This is a genomic window from Phytobacter sp. (assembly GCF_059074235.1).
Genome location: NZ_JCACPZ010000001.1, coordinates 348393 through 366778, shown reverse-complemented (window position 1 = coordinate 366778; position 18386 = coordinate 348393). Strand labels below are relative to the sequence as shown.

Below are 18386 nucleotides of genomic sequence, written 5' to 3'. Positions count from 1 at the left end.
TGCTTATCCCACTAAATCGAGCCAATCAATCCGCCGTCGACCCGAATCACCGCACCGGTGATGTAGCTGGCGGGCTGGCTGGCGAGAAACGCGGCTGTCGCACCGTACTCCTGCGGCTCACCATAGCGCCCTGCCGGAATAGTCTGGCGACTTTTCTCCGCGACCGCTTCCGCGCTGCTGTTTTCCCGTTTCGCTTTAATGGCATCCAGTTGACCCACGCGGTCGGTGGCGATGCGCCCCGGCACCATGACGTTCACCGTCACGCCGTCGGCCGCCACTTCACTGGCGAGGGTTTTTGACCAGCCGAGCAGACTCATACGTAGCGCATTGGAGAGCGCAAGGTTAGGAATAGGGGCAATCACGCCGGAAGAGGTCGTAGTAATAATGCGTCCCCAGCCACGGCTGCGCATGGCGGGCAACAGTTTATCGGTGAGCTGAATCAGCGAGGCGACCATCACGGAAAACTGCTGTTGCCAGATTGCCCCGTCCGTCCCCTGCGCCAGCGCGGGCGGTGGCCCACCGGAGTTGTTGACCAGAATATCGATATCCCCCCAGTGCTGGCGAATAGCACCAATAATCTCATCAAACTGTTCGGGTGCCGCCAGGTCGAGCTGCCAGGCCTGTGCGGTGCCGCCCTGTCGGGTAATCAGTTCGACGGTATGGGCCAGCTTTTCCGGGTTACGCCCGGTGACCGCCACTTTTACCCCTTCCTGCGCCAGTGAAAGAGCGATAGCCTGCCCAAGTCCACTTCCGGCACCGCAGACCAGTGCCACACGTTGTTGTATCTGAAAATCCATAAATGCTCCTGATTGTATTTTCAGAAGCAATATGTGCAAGAGTGATGCCAGTTATGCGCGGGCGTTTTTAACATTTACCTGGTCAAATGCATATTGCAGGTGTTTTCTCATTAATTCTGCGGCCTGCTCCTGCTTGTTCTCTCGCAGGGCATCAATGATGGCAACATGCTCTTCACACCACTCTTTTACACGGCGCTTATTGTGATAGCTGCCGAATTCCAGCAGACGGCGCAGTCGGTTTTGCTGCTGAATGGCCTGCAACACAAACAGGTTGCCGCTGGCTTCCGCCAACAGCTCATGAAAGGCGGCGTCGGTCTCGAAAATCTCTTTTGCCGGAACCAGCGTAATGTCCGGGTGGGTGATGAGTCGCAAATGCTGAGCGCGCAGACGTTTTAGCATCAGCCTGTCCACATGCAGGTTGGGCGTCAGTAGCGCCGTCGGTTCAATCATCAGGCGAAAACCGTAGCTGTTACGCAGGGCCACGTCTGAGTTCAGAGTCTGCTGGAAACGCCAGCCGTGCCCGGCATTGCGGGCGATCAGGCCATCTTCAGACAGCTTCACCAGGGTACGGGTCAGCACGCCGCGATCCACGTCGTAACGCTGGCTGATTTCCGTCTGAGTAAAAGATTCCGGCAGCACACCCGCAATACGGTCATGCACCAGTTGTTCATACAGCTTCTGGTCATTGCTCTTGGATTGCTCGATCTCCAGCAACTCCAGTTCATCGCTGCGCTTGAGCAGGAAAAACCCCTGGTTTGGGCGCGCCTCAACCGCCCCCATGCGGGTCAATTCTTTAAGCCCGGCACGCACCGGCGTACGCGAAACACCCAGCGCATCGGCAAGATGTTGTTCACGTAGATGATGACCTGGATCGAATCTTGCTTCAGATATCAGGTCGAGTATTTGCCGGGCTATCCGGCGACTGCTCGCAGTGGAGTCAGGCTGCATGGAGAACGGTTCCCTGAAATGCATTATTGTGGTCGAAAGATACAATAGCACGGGCAACAAAACGCAGCAAAACAAAGCAAGGACTGCACGGTTAACGTGCAAGGCGCACCAGGATGAGACATTTTTTTCACATACGCAATTGTATTTATTGACTCACTAAATTCAATTTAGACCTTAACCAGGAGACGACTATGTCCAGCAATTCTTTACTGTTTCGCCGCGTACGTACTTTGATGTTCGCGCTGACCGTATTCCCACTGGCAAGCCAGGCAGCAGAAACCATCGCCCCGGGCAAGCTCACCTACGGGACAGCAGCCACCTTTATGCCGTTTGAATTTGTTAAAGAGGGCAAGCTTACCGGTTTCGATATCGACCTGATCAACGCGCTGAGCAAAGAGATCAAACTGACGCCAGCACCCATGCCGATGGAATTCAAAGGGCTGATTCCTGCACTCCAGGGCAAACGCCTCGACATCATTAACTCTGCGATGTACGTCAACCCGACTCGTGCAGCACAGGTCGATTTCGTGCCCTATCTGAAAATCGGTAGCCGCGTGGTGGTACGTAAAGGCAATCCGGCAGGCATTACCGGACGTGACCTTTCCCTGTGTGGCAAAAACATCGCCGTGACCCTGGGCGGGATCGAAGAGAGCCAGGCTCGTGCGGATAATCAGCGCTGCCTGGATGCCAAAAAGCCGGCCATTAACGTGATGACTTTCCCGGCGGCCACCGACTCTGCCGTCGCCGTCTCACAGGGGCGTGCGGATGCTGAGTTCCTCTCTACTCCAGGTACCGTCGCGCTGTTAACCGAAAAAGCGGGCATGTTCGAAGCCGTTGGTGATGAATTCGAAGCTGATACCCACATCGCGTTTGCCGTGCGCAAAGGCGACACCGCCACCCATGCCCTGCTGGAGAAAGGCCTTCAGGGCCTCGTCAAGAATGGCACCTACAAGCAACTGATTGAGAAATGGAACTTCCCTGACTCCGTTGCCATTTTCTAAATCGTTTTGCCATTAACCGGAGAAAGCTATGTCGATTGAACTTATGTGGCAGTACTTCCTCTCACCCGAGTTTATTCAGGGTGCGTGGATGACGCTGCTAATTACCCTCTGCTCACTGTTGTGTGGCGTGGTGCTGGGTCTGGTGCTGGCGTTATTGCAGGAATCGCCGTTTCGCGCCGGAAAAGGGCTGGCCTTTTTCTACCTGTGGCTGTTTCGCGGGACGCCAGTGCTGTTCCAGATAATCTTCGTCTACAACGTGCTGCCTGGCTTCGGCTTACGCTTCTCCGCGTTTACCTGTGCAGTGCTGGCGCTTTCCCTTAATGAAGGCGCCTATATGGCGGAAATCCTGCGCTCAGGCTTGCAGGCCGTGAAAAGCGGCCAGCGTACCGCCGGCATGGCGCTGGGCATGACCAACGGGCAAATCATGCGCAAAATCGTGCTGCCTCAGGCAGCACGCATTGTTCTGCCACCAATGGGTAACCAGATGATCAGCATGCTGAAGTCGAGCGCGCTGGTGTCGGTTATTGCCGTGCAGGAACTGCTGCTGGTCGCCAACCAGACCGCCAGCGCCAGCTTCCGTTACTTCGAAGCGCTGTGCGCCGCGGGCATCTACTACCTGCTGCTCACCACGCTATTCATGATTTTCCAGTCATGGCTTGAAAGTGTGTTGGACCCGAAACAGCGCCGCAGCAAGAGCCAGAAACGGTTGTCCCGCCTGTTTAAATTACCGAAAACCGCCCGGGAGGCACCATGAGCCAGAAACCACTGCTGGAGATGATCGGCATTGATAAGGCCTTTGGCCGCCAGACCGTGCTGAAGAACTGTTCCCTTGAACTTCAACGCGGTGAAACCGTGGTGTTGATTGGGCCATCCGGCTCAGGCAAATCCACCCTGCTGCGCTGCGTCAACATGCTTTCGCCTGCCGACAGCGGCGACGTGTTCTTCGCTAACCAACACATCAGCCGGGGCGAAGTCCCCGCCCACCAACTGCGCCAACGCATCGGCATGGTGTTCCAGAACTACGAGCTGTTTTCCCACCTGACGGCGGCGGAAAACATCATGCTGGCCCCGATGACGGTACTGGGCATGAACCGCATCGACGCCCGCAAGCTGGCAGACAAGCTGCTCGCCAAGGTGCGCATTAACGAACGCGCTGACCATTTCCCGGACGAGCTGTCCGGCGGGCAGCAGCAGCGTGTGGCCATTGCCCGTGCGCTGGCTATGAAGCCCGAACTGATGCTCTACGACGAACCGACCTCCGCACTCGACCCGGAGATGATCCGTGAAGTGCTGGAAGTGATGGCAGAGCTGAGTGCAGAAGGGATGACCAGCATGGTGGTGACCCATGAAATGGGCTTCGCCCGCCGGGCCGCCAACAAAATTCTCTTTATGGAAGACGGCGAAATTATCGATCGCGCCAACACCAGTGATTTCTTCGCCGGCAATGTCAGCGAGCGCGCACAGCGCTTCCTGACCCAAATATTACATTAATCCCGGAGTGACCTATGTCTACGTATCAGGTTGACAGCGCACGCATGAAAAAGAACTTAGCGAAGCTGGTGGCGATCAACACGGAAAATCCGCCAGGACAGGAGCGCGAGGCCGCCGAGTGTCTGGCCGACTGGCTGATGAGTGCCGGTTTCGATCTTTCGTTCAGTGAATACGCACCGGGGCGCACCAACGTGATTGCCGTACTGAGCAATGGCCCTGGCCCCTGCTTCGCCTTTAACACCCATATCGATACCGTCCCGGCAGGCACCGGCTGGAGCAGCGATCCTTTCACCCTCACCGAACGCGACGGGCGCTTGTACGGTCGTGGTTCATGTGATGCCAAAGGGCCACTGGTCGCTATGATTGAAGCCCTGCGCCAACTGGTCGCGCATCGAAACCTGTGGTCCGGCACCCTGATGGGCGTATTCACCGCTGATGAAGAGGTCGCCAGTGAAGGGGCGAAGTACTACGTGCGTGATAACCCGCCGACCATTGATTTCGCGGTGATCGGTGAACCGACCTCCAACGCCACCTTCTCGGCCCATAAAGGCAGCCTGCGCCCTCGCGTGCGGGTCAAAGGCGTCACTGCCCACTCCGGCACGCCGGAACTGGGGGTCAACGCCATTTATCAGTCCGCACGCCTGTTAGGCCTGATTGAAGAGGCGCACCACCAGCAGGTGCGCTGCCGCTGCCACGACCTGGTCGGTAACGCCAGCCTGACGGTCACACGTATTCACGGCGGCCATGCCGACAACGTGGTGCCGGACAGCTGCGAACTGCTGCTCGACCGCCGCATGGTGCCGGGCGAAGACGAAGAGGTCGTCAAAGCTGAATTACAGCAACTCCTGGACCATGCCCATACCCATGCGGGTGTGGAAGCCGAAATCATCGCCTGGCAGCCCACTACCGGTGGGGCAACCCAAACCGACAGCAGCGAAACCATTGTTGAGCAAAGCCTGGTAGCCTGCCGCCGACATGGGCAGAACGAACCCGGTCCCTTCGGTTTCCAGGGCGGTTGCGACCTCGTCCATTTCCGCTCGCTGGGGGCAAAAGGTGTGGTGATTGGCCCAGGCTCACTGGCGGTGGCGCATAAACCTGATGAGTTCGTGCCCATCGATGAGTTCATCGCCGCAGCGCATATCTACATTGATATCGCGCTGGCGATGCTGCCGGTGGAGTCGGCGTCGTGAAAGCGCAACTTTTCCGGGGAGATCTGCACTATGCCGGGGTCACGCTGCACACCGCGGCCTCCGGCGCGGTTACCGCACTCGACACCCTCTGGCTGCAACTCGAAGACCAGGGCGTCACGGGCATCGGTGAAGTGCGGCTCAACATCCGTTACCTGCACGGCTACAGCGAAACCCAGGTACTGGACAACCTGCTGACGATGCTCGCCGGATGGGACTGGCAGCAGAGCGCGCATATGCTGCTCGCTACCGTGCACGCACCGGGTAATGCCCTGCTTGCACCGTCACGCATGGTGCTGGACATGGCGCTGCACGACCTGCTGGCACGCCAACAAAATCAGAGCGTTGCGGCCTGGTTCGGCGCACATCACAGCCCGCTATCCTGGCCCACAAATCAGACGCTGTTCTGGGGGAGCGAAGCGCAGATGCTCGACCAGGCATGGCGCTATGTAGAGCGGGGCTTCACTCAGTTGAAGTTACGCACCGGAGTGGCAGATTTCGCCACCGATCTGGCGCGCTTACAGGCACTTCGTCAACGCTTTGGTGAGCAGATAAAACTGGCGATCGACGTCAACGGACAATGGTCAGTGGCCCAGGCACACAAGGCCTTTCCTCAGCTTCGTGAACTGGCACTGAGCTACATCGAACAACCCTTAAGCCCGGCACATGACGCCCAATTGCCGGAGCTCTACGACTACGGCATTCCAGTCATGCTTGATGAAAGCCTCAATAGCGAGACGGCCATTGACCGTTTAGTGGCGGCCAAAGGGGCACTGTGGGGCCATCTCAAGCTGGTGAAACTGGGCGGGATCGCTCCAACGCTCGCAGCGGCAAAACGACTCCAGGCGGCAGGTGTGCCCTTTATGGTCGGGCAGATGAATGAAGGCCATGCCGCCACCGCCGCTGCCCTCCAGCTTTGCCGGGTAGTACAACCCGATTTTGCCGAACTGTATGGCGCAGACGGTTTAACCGACGATCCGGTCAGTGGGCTTAACTACCAGCATGGCGCTGTCGCCGTCAACGATTCTCCCGGCCTGGGCGTGCAGTTCGACGCCGCGCAAGCCACCTTCCTTCAGGAGTTTAGTGATGCAAGATGTTAACAACGTAATTCAGGGCAGTGAGTCGGCATTTGGTGCTGACGAATATGCACAGCGCATTCGGCGCACCCGCGAGCGCTTAAGCCAGGCGGGCGTGGATGTGATGATAGTCACCGGGCCGGAGAACATCTTCTGGTTAACCGGTCAGCAAACACCCGGTTATTACACCTTCCAGGCGCTGCTGTTGCCGGTAGAAGGGGAACCGGTGTTTGTGATTCGCCAGCTCGAATATTTTAACTTTATCGCCAACACCTTTATTTCTGACGCCGCCGTCTATCAGGACGGTGATAACCCGGTGGATTTCCTGGTGGGCATGCTGCAACAGCGCGGCTGGCTCAACAAGCGCATCGGGCTGGACAAACGCGGCTGGTTCCTGCCAATTGCGGTGTATGAACTGCTGCAATCGAAACTCGGCACCATCGCTGATACCGCTGGCGTCATCGAGCCATTGCGCGCGGTGAAATCCGCCGCCGAGGTGGACAAAATCGCTGCTGCAGCGCGCTATGTCGATGCCGGGATGCGTGCCGGGATGGCGGCCATTCGCAGCGGTGCGGACGAAAACGCGCTGGTCTCCGCCATGATGGGTGCCGCTATTGCTGCGGGTTCTGAGTATGTCGGCATGGAGCCGCTGGTTTCCACCGGCCCACGCAGCGGCGTGCCACACGGTACCTGGCGTCGCCGCGTGATGCAGGACAACGACCCGGTCTTCCTGGAGATGTCTGCCGCCCACGATCGTTACCACGCCGCGCTGATGCGTTCCGCCTGGCTCGGTCGCCCACCGGCCATCGCTCTGGAAATGGAAAAAGTGTGCCAGGAAGCTTTGCAGGCCGCGCTGGACGCGATTCGTCCGGGTGCCACCTGTGAAGCGCCACACCTGGCCTGCCAGAAGGTCATCGACCGCGCCGGCTTTACCGACAACTTTAAAAAACGCACCGGTTACTCCATCGGTGTGGCCTTTGCTCCCGACTGGGGCGAAGGCGGAATCCTCAGTTTGTACAGCGGTGTCACCACCGAGCTGCAACCTGGCATGACCTTCCACATCCCCCCGGCCCTGCGCATTTACGGTGAATTCACCGTCGGCGTCAGTGAAACCGTGGTGGTGACCGAAACCGGATATCGCCAGCTTGGTAGCCTGGCTCGCCCATTAACTCTGCTGTAAGGAATAAAAATGAAAGATTTTAACGAATGTCGTGAACGCCTGCGGGGCATCTTCAATATCACCGTGACCCCTTTTGACGCCCAGGGAGCGATTGATTTCCCGGCCCTGCGCGAGAACATCGAGCGCGTCATCGGATTAGGTTATGACGGACTGCTGATTGGCGGCACCTACGGTGAGTTTCCGGTGATGACAGTGGCAGAGCGCCGCGAACTGTTTACTGAAGTGATGGCCTGCGTGGGCGATCGCATTCCGGTGATGTTGTGCAGCGCCAGTTCTGACCCGCGTGATGCCCGTGAACTGACGATTCTGGCGAGCGACCTCGGTGGCCTGCCGATGGTGACAGCGCCTTTTGTCAGCGAAATCACTGACGCGCAAATCATCAGCTATTTCAAAGAAATGGCCCCGTTATCCAAAACCGGCATTCTCGTCTACAACGCGCCGGGTATCGGCATCACCCTCTCTCCGGCGCTACTCGATGAGCTGGCAGATATCCCGAACGTGGTCGGAATCAAGCAAGGCGATCTGAACCCGACGGCTATCGACCAGATTGCTAACCGCCTGCGCGGGCGTCTGCGCCTGTTCTGTGCCTCAGACCTGGCCTTCCTCGGGCCTATGATGGCGGGCTTTGACGGCATCAGCACCACCAACAGCGGTGCACTGCCGGAAATCATCATCAACACTTTCCGCGCCGTGGAACAGGGTGATGCCGCTACCGCACGTGATTTGCACCAGATGTGGTACGACTACCGTGCGCTGGCGCGTAAACACGGGCAGCCACAACTGGTGAAAGCGGCGATGGCACTGCGCGGCTTTAACGGCGGCACCGTGCGCGAACCGTTAAAGCCGGTCTCTGAAGCGGCGCTGGCAGAGTTGACCCGCGTGATGCAGGCCCTCGCCAGCGACCCGCGCACTGGCGTCACCCTTGCGCGCTAAGTGCCGTCAGTAGCAACGCCGTAAACAGCGGATGGGGCGCATCCGGGCGGGACATCAGTTCCGGATGCCCCTGAACACCGTGCCAGAACGGGTGTTCAGGCAGGGAGATGCCCTCAACGATATCGTCGGTTTGGGCGCTGATTTGCACGCCGCTCGCGGCAAGCTGCGGCAGGAATTGCGGGTTAAAACGGTAACGGTGGTTGTAGTGCATATGCGCCGTGTTGCCCGGCAGCAAGGTTGAGGTAAAGGGCAGCACGCCGCAGCGATGGCGGCCATCGGCAAAGGCCACAAAGCTGTGGTGGGCAGCATCGGGCGCGACTTCCGCCAGGATGGCCTGCTCATAACCGGCTGACTGGCGTACGGCGGCGGTCATCATGCTCTGCATGCCAAGGCACAGACCGAGGGTGGGCAACCGGCGGGTCAGGGTCTCCTGCGCCACGCGGATCTGCCCGTTGACCACCGCCATGGAAGCGCCTCCCGGCAGCACCACGCCGTGGAGTGCATCCAGCTCCTGCAAGCCGTCAGACAGCTCTGCGGGCGGCAGAAAATGCACGTCGAGGTCAAAGCCCAGAGCACTGGCAGCATCGCCTAGTGAGCCGAGTGTGGCGGGATAGACCAGGCGGTGGTCAGCCTCGCGCCCCACCAGACCAATGCGCAGCGATGCCCCCGCTTCGCCAGGTTTTGTGGTGAGCCAGCGCCCAAAACGGTCAGTGGTCAGGCGTAGCAGGGTTTGAGTGCCCTCCCGCAGGGTCAGGTTGCCGTCACGATCGTCGCTGTACAGACGCGTGCCGATGAGTGAGGCAATCCGGTGTATATCGGCTTCCGCCAGCACAACGACTGCGTCAGAGGTGGGTAACTGCGCCACATCACGCACCTCTTCGCGCAACGTGTCACTGCGCCAGAGGCCGCTGGTGACGCAATACCCGGTGCGAATGACGTGCTGGTGGCTGTCGGGCACATCGCCAGCAAATTCAGGGCGCAGGCTCCATAAGGGCAAGCCCAGACGATTGGCCCACAGGCTGGCAGTAATGCCAAAGCGGGCGGGAACAGAGGCGTTATCGAGAATAAAGATCGGTGACACGGCAATTTTCCTGCTGATGTTGGGTGCTTAATTGTATTAATTGATTCATTAGATACAAAAGAGGATTTATGAATAACAGTCAAACGGCCCGTCGTATGCAATCGGTACGCCCTTCCCCGACGGCAGCCATTTCCGACCAGGTGCGTGCACTCGAAGCGGCAGGCAAGCAGGTGATTAATCTCGGTGAAGGGGAACTGGATTTTGCCACCCCTGCACACATCAGCTACGCGGGCATTGAAGCCATCGTGCAACACCAGACCAAATACACGGCGGTGGCGGGTACAGCAGCACTGAAATCGGCCATTGCGGCAAAATTTGCTCGCGATAATCAACTGACATATCGCCCGGAAGAGATCATTGCCGGGAGCGGTGCCAAACAGCTTATTTTCAACGCTTTTCTCGCCACCCTGGATGCGGGCCAACAGGTGATAATTCCCGCCCCATACTGGGTGTCATACCCGGACATGGTGGCGCTGGCTGAAGGTGAGCCGGTGATTGTGCCCTGCGAAGAAGCACACGGCTGGAAGCTGACCCCGGAGAAACTGGCGGCGGCGTTAACCCCCTCAACACGCTGGTTGATTCTCAACTCACCCGGTAACCCTACCGGGGCGATTTACAGCAAGCAGGAGCTGTCCGCGCTGGCAGAGGTGCTGGCAGATTACCCGCAGGTGCTGGTGATGGCCGACGATATTTATGAGCCGCTGCGCTACGACCACACGCCGTTCACCACCTTTGCCGAAGCGGCACCCCATCTGGCCTCGCGCACGCTGACGGTCAATGGCGTGTCAAAAAGCCATGCCATGACCGGCTGGCGTCTGGGTTATGCAGGCGGCCCGCAGTGGCTCATCGCTGCCATGCAGATCCTGCAATCGCAGAGCACCTCCAACCCCAGCAGCATTTCGCAGGCGGCAGCGGTCGCCGCCCTGAACCACCCGGCAACGTTCTTCGAGGGTTGGTTAGCGACGCTCGATAAACGTCGTCAGCGGGTACTGGCGATGATTACCGCCACCGACGGCCTGAGCGCCAGGACACCGGAAGGGGCGTTCTACATTTTCGCGAACTGTCAGGCATTGATGGGGCGCGTCACGCCGGAAGGCGAAACGCTGGACAGCGATAAGGCGTTAGCTAACTGGCTGCTCGCCCACACCCAGGTTGCCGTGCTGCACGGTTCAGCCTTTGGTACACCGGGTTATTTGCGCATTGCCTATGCGGTGGAAGACGGCCTGTTGGAAACGGCCTGCCAGCGCATTGAAAAGGCGTGTGCTTTACTGCGCTAACCACGCTGCCGTCAGGTCCAAACCCCGACGGCACCTCCGTTACTGCCCTTGTAATCGTTGCATAAAGCGTTCGACCTGGATGATCGCCCGCTTGTGCATCCCTTTACCGATAAGTCCGTTATTATCGTGGCAATTCACCGCAAAATAGAGAATTTTGCCTTCACGTTTTACCAGTTCGACGGTTGCAGTCACGGTGTTGCCTGCCAGCGTGGGTGCATCGTGGCTCACGTCCACCGCAATGCCCAGCGTGTGTTCTCCGGGCTCTAAAAACGGACGGAGCGCCTGAATGCAGGTCTGCTCCATAAACCCGATCATCATGGCGGTTGCCAGCAGCGGCGGCATATCCTGAAAACCGGGCCATTGCGTCTCAACCTGCGGCACGGTGTGGCGGGGTTCCACGGTGAACTGTTCCTGATGAATCAGCCCAACGTTGAGTGGGAGTGTAGTCATACTGTTCCTGCGCGTAAGTTTATAGGCCAGCTAAAAGTGCGTACCTGTAACGGGTTGCCCCAGAGTTGACGGACGTCGTCGTAAAAACGCACCAACAGGTATTCCTTCCCCGCGTCGCGCGCACGTTTCACCGCCGACCAGGTGGAGAGATAGCCCATCAGCGCCTCCAGATCCCAGTGCAGGCGGATCGCCATGGCCGGTGCACTTTGCTCAGTAAAGGGAAATGCAATTCCCCGGTAGCCGTTGTCCACCAGTTGCCTTTCCGGCGGCCAGAACGGGCCGATTTCGTCATAGTAAAACTGCAGAAACCGCGCCCGGATGACCTCATCAGGGTTAAGAACACCGTAGCTGATGAGCGCCAACGTCGCGCCCGGTGCCGCCACCCGCTTCACTTCGCGATAAAAGGCAGGTAAATCGAACCAGTGCGCCGCCTGGGCAACAGTGACGAGGTTGATACCGTGCAAATCTGCGGGCAGTTGCTCAGCAGGCCCTACGCGGTAGTCGATACGCACATGAGACTCAGCATTGTCGATTTGAGTTTGACTGGGGTCGATGCCGGTCACCTTGTCAAAGGCGCAAGCCAGCAGGCGGGTCAACTGCCCCGTGCCGCAGCCCACATCCAGCGCATGGTGATGAGCCGGAGTGATAGACGCCAGGTACTCCAGCAGCACCTCCGGGTATTCCGGGCGATAACGTGCATAGTTTTCACCACCGCTTTCAAACCAGTTCAGCATGCTGTTTCACCCTCGTCTGTGTGACGCGTTTTCGCCAGACGAATACGCTCATCGAAACCCTGCTTCTCCAGCGCACGGGCAGTGTCCTGAAGAATGGTGAGCAGCGGGTGCCCGGTCTCTTTCTCCAGTTGCTCGATAGCCACAAACAACGTCTGCCAGTGCGGTTGCAGTTCCGACACCAGCGCATCCCCTTGATCGGTGAGCTGCAGGCGGCTTTTGCGCCCGTCTTCCAGCGCCACTTTGTGCAGAATGCCCTCTTTTTCCATCATGGTGACCGACTGACTGATGGCCCCCTGGGTTAAAAATGTCTGCGCGGTGATGTCCGTAACGGTCTGTGCGCCCGCCGCCATCGCCCGCAGCACGGGAGTAAACCGGGGTCGATACGTTATCGCCATGTCGCGGTAGGTTTTTTCAGAACCGCTGTCGACGAGATCGGACACGTAGCGCAGCAGTTCGCCAAGTCCTGGGGTGTTTTGCATGCAAGAATCCTCAAAGTGAGAAAATACATTAGCGCTAATGTATTTTTCTGACAATAGGTAAATCTGATATTCATTGATGAGGGAAATGTGCTGAAGGAGAGAAGCGAGATGACCGACCCTTGCGGGTCGGCCCTGTTTTACACTCAGAGTTTGAAGCTACCAACGACGTTTTCGAGCTGTACGGTCTGCTCTTCCATCGACTGGGCGGCGGCCGCGACCTGCTCAACCAGCGCGGCATTCTGCTGCGTAGCGCTATCGAGCTGGTTAATGGCGATGTTGATCTGCGCGATCCCACGGCTCTGCTCATCGCTTGAGGAGCTGATTTCCGAAATCAGGACGTTCACGCTTTCCACTTTTTCCATCAGGCCATCCATGTTGGTGCCAGCCTGACGCACCAGCCCACTGCCCTGCTCAATACTACTGACGGACTCTTCAATCAGCTTTTTGATCTCCTGCGCGGAGCGGGCACTGCGCTGCGCCAGGGAACGCACTTCCCCTGCAACCACCGCAAACCCTCGTCCATGCTCGCCTGCACGTGCCGCTTCCACCGCCGCGTTAAGGGCAAGGATGTTGGTCTGGAAGGCAATGCCGTCGATCACACTGATGATTTCCACCACTTTTGAGGAAGAGTCGTTGATGTTATTCATCGTCGACACCACCTGGTTTACCACGCTGGCCCCTTTCTTCGCCGCCTGCGTTGCTTCAACCGCCAGCTTATTCGCCTGCAGTGCGTTCTCAGCATTCTGGCGCACGGTGCTGGTGAGCTCTTCCATCGAGGCCGCCGTTTCCACAATCGACGACGACTGCTCTTCGGTACGCGAAGACAGGTTCAGGTTGCCGCTGGCAATTTCGCGCGACGCAGAAGAGATCGCCATCGAGCTGCTGCCAACCTGTCGCATCAGTTCATTGAGGAAGGAGATGAAATTGTTAAAGTTATTGATAATGGCATTGAATTCAGGGCTCTTACTTTCCACCAGGCGCTGCGTTAAATCGGCACCGCCGCTGGAGAGCGCTTCAATGTTGCGGTTGAGCAGCGTCACATTGCGGAAAATATTACGCACGATGACCATCATGATTAACACGATCAGCAGGCCAATCACGGTCTGCACGATGGTGAGTTTGGTCATAATGGCGTCAGACATGCTCACCAGTTGGCTGCTTGGAATATCGACCGCCATCAACCACGGGCTACCGCTAATCGGCAGGACCAGCAGCGTGTGTGCACCGTCCGGGCCATCATACGTGCCAGTGATTTCCGTCTTGCTGCCTTTCGCCAGCAAGGTGCTTAAAGCAGAAGAGGACGGGAGATTGAGGTCACGCACGTTCGACAGCGCCGGTTTGTCTTGTACAGATGAGCCGTTGCCGACGATTTTGCCGTCCGCTTCAACGATCAGTACGCTGCCACCTACGGCTTTACCCATGTCCACGGCCAACTGGTTAAAGAAGCCCAGCGTCACGTCGATGGTTGCCACACCCCAGGCTTTACCGTCTTTGGTAATTGCCATGGCGCAGTTAGTACGTGGCTGCGGGCTGGCGGCGTCCTGGTAGGCTTTTGCCCAGGCACATTCCCCTTTCGGTGCGCTCAGGCCGTCTTTATACCAGGGCTGTTCCCAGTATTTTGCCGATTCAGGCTGGTTCCAGACGGTGTTGACCTGAAGAGTGCCGCTGGAATTACGTGCATAGAAGGTACTGAATTTGTCACGCGCCGGGTCACGCTGGCCCGGTAATGGCCAGATTCCACCACCGAAGACATTTAAATCTCCATACTGATTAACGAGTTGCGGTAATAACTCATCAATCTGTTCACTTTGTAATGCAACAACCAGTTCAGTAATGGCACGTTGCTGCGCTTTAACACGGTTCATTTGCTCTTTAATGGCATCACTTTGCAATTCAACCGTTGCCTGAATATTTTTAGTCTCCGTTTCAATAATCTGTGGAGAGACAAATTGTTTAATAACAATCCAGGTAACCATCAGTAAAATAACGAAAAAACTTATAAGGAGCAGGCCGATCCGGCCCTGTGTATTTTTCCATGTCATAATGGCAGCACTCGGTCTGGTTGAATTAGTGGGTATAACGACAATTAATAGAATTTCTTTAATCTAAATAGTGCTACGGTTTCATATAAAAGCGTATTCCACATGGCAAAATGGCGTTTTAAAAAAACAAATCCTGGTTTATGTTCTGATACCTTTCCGATAACCAAAATGTTGAAAGTCAGGTCCAACTCCTTCACTGATTAACCTGAGAAGATGTTATCAATACCGTGTTGAACAGTATGAGAAGATCCTCATGAAACGGAGCGGAAAAGGGTTATTGAGTTCTTTTTTTTTCATTTCCAGGCACGTTATCCTTACCCAAACAAACCGCGTGCAATGTTAAGCGAGCAGCAACCTACATGTAGTTTCATTCGAAATTCACTTAACGCAAATTTAAAAAGTGTTTCGGTGTTGCGGATTTAATACGAGCGGAAAAGACGGGGCAAAGAGGTGTTAGCAGGAATCCAATCGCAAAAACTCTGTCAGCCCGATATTGAGGCTGACAGCTTTTTTAATCATAGGTAAACGTAAACTCTGCATTACCTGTAACAGTACCCGCATTTATCTCGGTTGATTTTCGGTAATAATAAGCCGTGAATTTAAGTTCTTCAGTATCCTGACTACTGGTCATTAATGCCAAATTGTTACCAAACTTAAGTGCTGTATCACCATAATATATTTGAAAACCTATATTGGCATTACCTGACGTTGTGTTTGCCAGAACATCGTCAGAGACACCGGTCATTTTATTTTCGCTGTCGAATTTGAGATTGATCTTTGGTTTACTTTTGCATTTTAGTACAAAGGTAAAATCTTTAGATGTATCAGGGTAACGGCCAGTGCCGTTTTTCATTGTAGCGCGCTGGACGGAAGGTAATCGTACTGTACTATTATCCACACCCGTGACGTCACAGGTTTTCGAAACACCCGCTATAGTCGGAAGATAAAAATCAATATTATAAAAATTCCCCGTACCACCTGCCCAAAAGGGTTTACTCGCATTAGTCTGCATAACTTTGACTTTTATCGTTCCACCATTGATCGTTTGAAATGCCTTGTTGGCAGGCCGACAGATCTGTACTGATACATTTCTCGACTTATTTGGAACATAGTCTTGTGCTCCAGTCCAGATCGAACTGCCCACACCGGGACTAATATTGACTGTAATTCCGTCAGTAGAAAATGAAGCGGGCACTGACGTGACACTATGGACATAAACGCCATCATAGTTAGTCCCCCCGCTTTGACCATTAGCAGTAACGGTGCCTGCTGTACTCCAGCTGGAACAGGAGGTACCGGACTCTGCATAGTTGGAAAAATTCCCCATACTGTTATACAGATTCCCTGAGGATTGATAATGAAATGAAAAAGCCTGACACTGACAGGAAACGCCAGCCAATAGAAATGAAAGTAGATAAAAAGCAGTATTGATTTTTAACAATTTTTAGAACCTCATGGATATTCAGAATACATTTTTATCTTACTGAAACAGCATATAAATAATTAATGAGAATGAAATGGCATTCAAAGACATTATTTAGAAAAGTCTACTTTTCAATCATAGATGTCAATAAACAAGTCGTATTTTGGGTGAAAAACAAAATAATTCAGAAAACATCCATTAGCTCAGGAAGGTTTATTATTAAAATCATTACTCTTGTAAATAGGTTATAGTGATCATAGTCATTTATTAATTAATAGAAGCCTTAATTAACCTCAGCATCACCTTAAACGCCGGATTGTCGTTATCATCCCGCCAGGCAAAATAGAGCAGACTTTCAATACCCGAAGGCAGTTCAATTTGACGGAATATGGTTTCATCAAACTGAATTCGGGTTGCACTTTCCGGCACCAGGGTGACACCCATTCCGGCATTCACCAGCGATAAAATCGTCAGCGTCGAGCCAATATGCTGCACATAGTCGGGCCGGAACATGCCCGCGAATAACTCATAGAAGGGTTGCCAGGCCGAGAGCGCGTACATGATGAACGGTTGCTTATCGAGATGAGCAATCGCCAGGTTTGCTTGCGTCGCCAGGGGATGCTGGCGCGGAACCACCAGCACGAAGGGCTCACGGACCAGCACTTCACTTTGCACTACGGTCAGCGCAGAAGGCGCACGCTGCAACAGGTCCTGCGTTTCGATAAAGAAACGGCGACCTGCGGCGGGCTTTTTAACGCCTTTGGTAACGTGGCATCCATCGTCACACCGCTGGTGATTGGCTACCTGGTTAAAGAGCTGCATTCGTTTAATGGCGCACTGATTTTCGTCGGCGCGTCGGCGGTAGCCGCTATGCTCTGCTACCTGTTCGTGGTGGGTAAAATCAGCCGTACGGAACTGAAGTTGTAATGCGGGATGCCCGGTGGCGCGATGCTTACCGGACCGACAAATGCGGAGGTGCAGGCCGCTCAACGCCCTGATTGATTTCAGTGAGCAAAGGCAAACTCGCGCTCTAAAATATCCACGATAATCTGGTTTTTAGAAACGGCATATTGTTTAGCCACAAGCGTCAGATGGGAATCAATACGCACTGGAACGCGTAACGTTAACCGTTTTTGCTTTTCTTCTTCACGAAACGGAGCAATGCCATCTTCCTCAGCCCAGCAACCGCGCCCTTATCCATGACATTTTTGGGGTGTGGCTCATGTGTGCTTCTTGTGAGTATATTTAATCAACTCAATGAATGACGTCACTAAAAATTCATGCACTTTTATGCTAAATAAATACAAAAAAATCATATGTTCAAAACTGTACGATTTTCGCTCAGAAAAACAAACAAATAGCGTAATTACTGGGCTGCGAGCCTCTCTACTTTCCGCTTCGCCTTTACAATCCTCTTACCGCTAACCCCTTCACAGCATGGATTTTTCGGCGCATAGTTGAGCAAATGTTCAGCAGAGGAAGAGAGTGGTTGTAATGGCAGATCGTCCGTTAATTATCCTGCAAGTCGGTTTACCCTCAGAGTCTATTCGTGAAGCCCATGGCGATATCCCGTCCTGGTTTTGCCGCGCTATCCAGCACCCTCTTGAACAAACGGAAGTGGTCAGAGTTTTCGAAGGCGAAGCCCTTCCCCCACCGGATGCCAACCGTGTTGCCGTCATTACCGGCTCCTGGGCGATGGTCACCGATCGTCTGCCGTGGAGCGAAGCCGCCGCGGAGTGGATCCGTGAAGCCATGTCGATTGGCATGTCGCTGTTTGGCGTCTGCTACGGGCACCAGTTGATGGCACATGCGCTCGGTGGCGAAGTGGAGTGGCACCCGCAGGGCCGCGAAGTGGGCAGCCAGGCGATTCAGCTTCACCCGCATGCCAGTAACGACATGCTGTTGAGCACATTGCCGCGTGAGTTTCCCGCGCATCTGACCCACATGCAGACCGTTTCTCGCCTGCCTGAAGGCGCGCTGGCGCTGGCCTCTTCCTCGCACGATCAGCATCAGATTGTTCGCTACGGGCCGAACGCCATGTCGACGCAGTTCCACCCGGAATTTACCCCGGAAATCGCCTCAGCGATGATTCACCAGCGCGAAAGCGCGCTGAGCGAAGAGGGTTTTGACCCAGTGGCACTGCTGTCTGGTGTGCTGCCGTCGCCGGAAACCGCTGAGTTGCTGCGCCGCTTTGTGCATCAGGCGTTTAACCGTGCGGTACCTCAGCAAGAGAATCTGGCGCAGAGCGCATAGCAAAAAAAACGCTACAGCAGGTAAGCTGTAGCGT

Annotated in this window: 18 protein-coding genes and 2 pseudogenes; 10 read left to right on the top strand and 10 right to left on the bottom strand. The window is 55.5% G+C overall.

The genetic code is table 11. The features are described 5' to 3' along the window. Nucleotides 1-11: 11 nt before the first annotated feature. Both AC5JPW_RS01660 and AC5JPW_RS01655 read right to left on the bottom strand, forming a co-directional pair. On the bottom strand, nucleotides 12-797 hold the full coding sequence (locus AC5JPW_RS01660; protein ID WP_494237907.1) for an SDR family oxidoreductase: 786 nt from the start codon (nucleotides 795-797) through the stop codon (nucleotides 12-14). 51 nt (nucleotides 798-848) lie between these two features. Continuing rightward, nucleotides 849-1745, bottom strand: coding sequence for a GntR family transcriptional regulator (locus tag AC5JPW_RS01655; RefSeq protein WP_494237906.1), 897 nt, complete (start codon nucleotides 1743-1745; stop codon nucleotides 849-851). A 191-nt stretch (nucleotides 1746-1936) separates the two neighbouring features. Between AC5JPW_RS01655 and AC5JPW_RS01650 the strand changes: the two genes are divergently transcribed. Genes AC5JPW_RS01650 through AC5JPW_RS01620 form a run of 7 tightly spaced genes read left to right on the top strand, consistent with a single transcriptional unit; the run spans nucleotide 1937 to nucleotide 8613 of the window. After that, complete coding sequence (locus tag AC5JPW_RS01650; RefSeq protein ID WP_494237905.1) at nucleotides 1937-2746, top strand: ABC transporter substrate-binding protein; 810 nt, start codon at nucleotides 1937-1939, stop codon at nucleotides 2744-2746. A 28-nt stretch (nucleotides 2747-2774) separates the two neighbouring features. Then, nucleotides 2775-3500: an amino acid ABC transporter permease gene (locus AC5JPW_RS01645; protein WP_494237904.1), complete on the top strand. Its 726-nt coding sequence runs from the start codon at nucleotides 2775-2777 to the stop codon at nucleotides 3498-3500. Next, complete coding sequence (locus tag AC5JPW_RS01640; protein ID WP_494237903.1) at nucleotides 3497-4237, top strand: amino acid ABC transporter ATP-binding protein; 741 nt, start codon at nucleotides 3497-3499, stop codon at nucleotides 4235-4237. The genes AC5JPW_RS01645 and AC5JPW_RS01640 overlap by 4 nt, the downstream gene beginning before the upstream one ends. A 14-nt stretch (nucleotides 4238-4251) precedes the next feature. Then, the gene (locus AC5JPW_RS01635; protein WP_494237902.1) at nucleotides 4252-5427 is read left to right on the top strand and encodes a M20 family metallopeptidase; all 1176 of its coding nucleotides are present in this window, start codon (nucleotides 4252-4254) and stop codon (nucleotides 5425-5427) included. Continuing rightward, a complete protein-coding gene (locus tag AC5JPW_RS01630; protein WP_494237901.1) occupies nucleotides 5424-6524 on the top strand; it encodes a mandelate racemase/muconate lactonizing enzyme family protein in 1101 nt (366 codons plus the stop codon). The genes AC5JPW_RS01635 and AC5JPW_RS01630 overlap by 4 nt, the downstream gene beginning before the upstream one ends. Beyond that, nucleotides 6511-7680, top strand: coding sequence for a M24 family metallopeptidase (locus AC5JPW_RS01625; RefSeq protein WP_494237900.1), 1170 nt, complete (start codon nucleotides 6511-6513; stop codon nucleotides 7678-7680). Before AC5JPW_RS01630 ends, AC5JPW_RS01625 begins: the two co-directional genes overlap by 14 nt. 9 nt (nucleotides 7681-7689) lie before the next feature. Then, nucleotides 7690-8613 (top strand): dihydrodipicolinate synthase family protein, encoded by a 924-nt coding sequence (locus AC5JPW_RS01620; protein ID WP_494237899.1) that lies wholly within the window; start codon nucleotides 7690-7692, stop codon nucleotides 8611-8613. Here AC5JPW_RS01620 and AC5JPW_RS01615 read toward each other — a convergent pair. Beyond that, on the bottom strand, nucleotides 8597-9694 hold the full coding sequence (locus AC5JPW_RS01615; RefSeq protein WP_494237898.1) for a glutamine amidotransferase-related protein: 1098 nt from the start codon (nucleotides 9692-9694) through the stop codon (nucleotides 8597-8599). The genes AC5JPW_RS01620 and AC5JPW_RS01615 overlap by 17 nt on opposite strands. 68 nt (nucleotides 9695-9762) lie before the next feature. On the opposite strand from AC5JPW_RS01615, the gene AC5JPW_RS01610 reads away from it, so the two are divergent. Continuing rightward, nucleotides 9763-10971 carry a pyridoxal phosphate-dependent aminotransferase gene (locus AC5JPW_RS01610; RefSeq protein WP_494237897.1) on the top strand — a complete coding sequence of 403 codons (1209 nt, stop codon included), beginning with the start codon at nucleotides 9763-9765 and terminating at the stop codon, nucleotides 10969-10971. A 39-nt stretch (nucleotides 10972-11010) separates the two neighbouring features. On the opposite strand, the gene AC5JPW_RS01605 is transcribed toward AC5JPW_RS01610, so the two are convergent. The 6 genes from AC5JPW_RS01605 to AC5JPW_RS01580 form a co-directional block, all read right to left on the bottom strand. Continuing rightward, the gene (locus AC5JPW_RS01605) at nucleotides 11011-11421 is read right to left on the bottom strand and encodes a thioesterase family protein (RefSeq protein ID WP_494237896.1); all 411 of its coding nucleotides are present in this window, start codon (nucleotides 11419-11421) and stop codon (nucleotides 11011-11013) included. Beyond that, the gene (locus tag AC5JPW_RS01600; RefSeq protein ID WP_494237895.1) at nucleotides 11418-12155 is read right to left on the bottom strand and encodes a class I SAM-dependent methyltransferase; all 738 of its coding nucleotides are present in this window, start codon (nucleotides 12153-12155) and stop codon (nucleotides 11418-11420) included. The genes AC5JPW_RS01605 and AC5JPW_RS01600 overlap by 4 nt, the downstream gene beginning before the upstream one ends. Next, on the bottom strand, nucleotides 12149-12634 hold the full coding sequence (locus AC5JPW_RS01595; protein ID WP_494237893.1) for a MarR family winged helix-turn-helix transcriptional regulator: 486 nt from the start codon (nucleotides 12632-12634) through the stop codon (nucleotides 12149-12151). The genes AC5JPW_RS01600 and AC5JPW_RS01595 overlap by 7 nt, the downstream gene beginning before the upstream one ends. Before the next feature lie 143 nt (nucleotides 12635-12777). Next, nucleotides 12778-14676: a methyl-accepting chemotaxis protein gene (locus AC5JPW_RS01590; RefSeq protein WP_494237892.1), complete on the bottom strand. Its 1899-nt coding sequence runs from the start codon at nucleotides 14674-14676 to the stop codon at nucleotides 12778-12780. A gap of 511 nt (nucleotides 14677-15187) precedes the next feature. Further along, a complete protein-coding gene (locus AC5JPW_RS01585; protein ID WP_494237891.1) occupies nucleotides 15188-16117 on the bottom strand; it encodes a fimbrial protein in 930 nt (309 codons plus the stop codon). A 249-nt stretch (nucleotides 16118-16366) separates the two neighbouring features. Further along, nucleotides 16367-16774 (bottom strand): LysR substrate-binding domain-containing protein, encoded by a 408-nt coding sequence (locus AC5JPW_RS01580; protein ID WP_494237890.1) that lies wholly within the window; start codon nucleotides 16772-16774, stop codon nucleotides 16367-16369. Between the two features lie 63 nt (nucleotides 16775-16837). Between AC5JPW_RS01580 and AC5JPW_RS01575 the strand changes: the two are divergent. Further along, nucleotides 16838-17026, top strand: a pseudogene (locus AC5JPW_RS01575) (MFS transporter); the annotation flags it as partial. Between the two features lie 77 nt (nucleotides 17027-17103). On the opposite strand, the pseudogene AC5JPW_RS01570 reads toward AC5JPW_RS01575, so the two are convergent. After that, nucleotides 17104-17274 (bottom strand): annotated as a pseudogene (locus AC5JPW_RS01570) (toxin-antitoxin system HicB family antitoxin); the annotation flags it as partial. Nucleotides 17275-17593: 319 nt separating this feature from the next. On the opposite strand from AC5JPW_RS01570, the gene AC5JPW_RS01565 reads away from it, so the two are divergent. Next, nucleotides 17594-18352: a glutamine amidotransferase gene (locus AC5JPW_RS01565; RefSeq protein WP_494238125.1), complete on the top strand. Its 759-nt coding sequence runs from the start codon at nucleotides 17594-17596 to the stop codon at nucleotides 18350-18352. The last annotated feature ends 34 nt before the right edge of the window (nucleotides 18353-18386 follow it).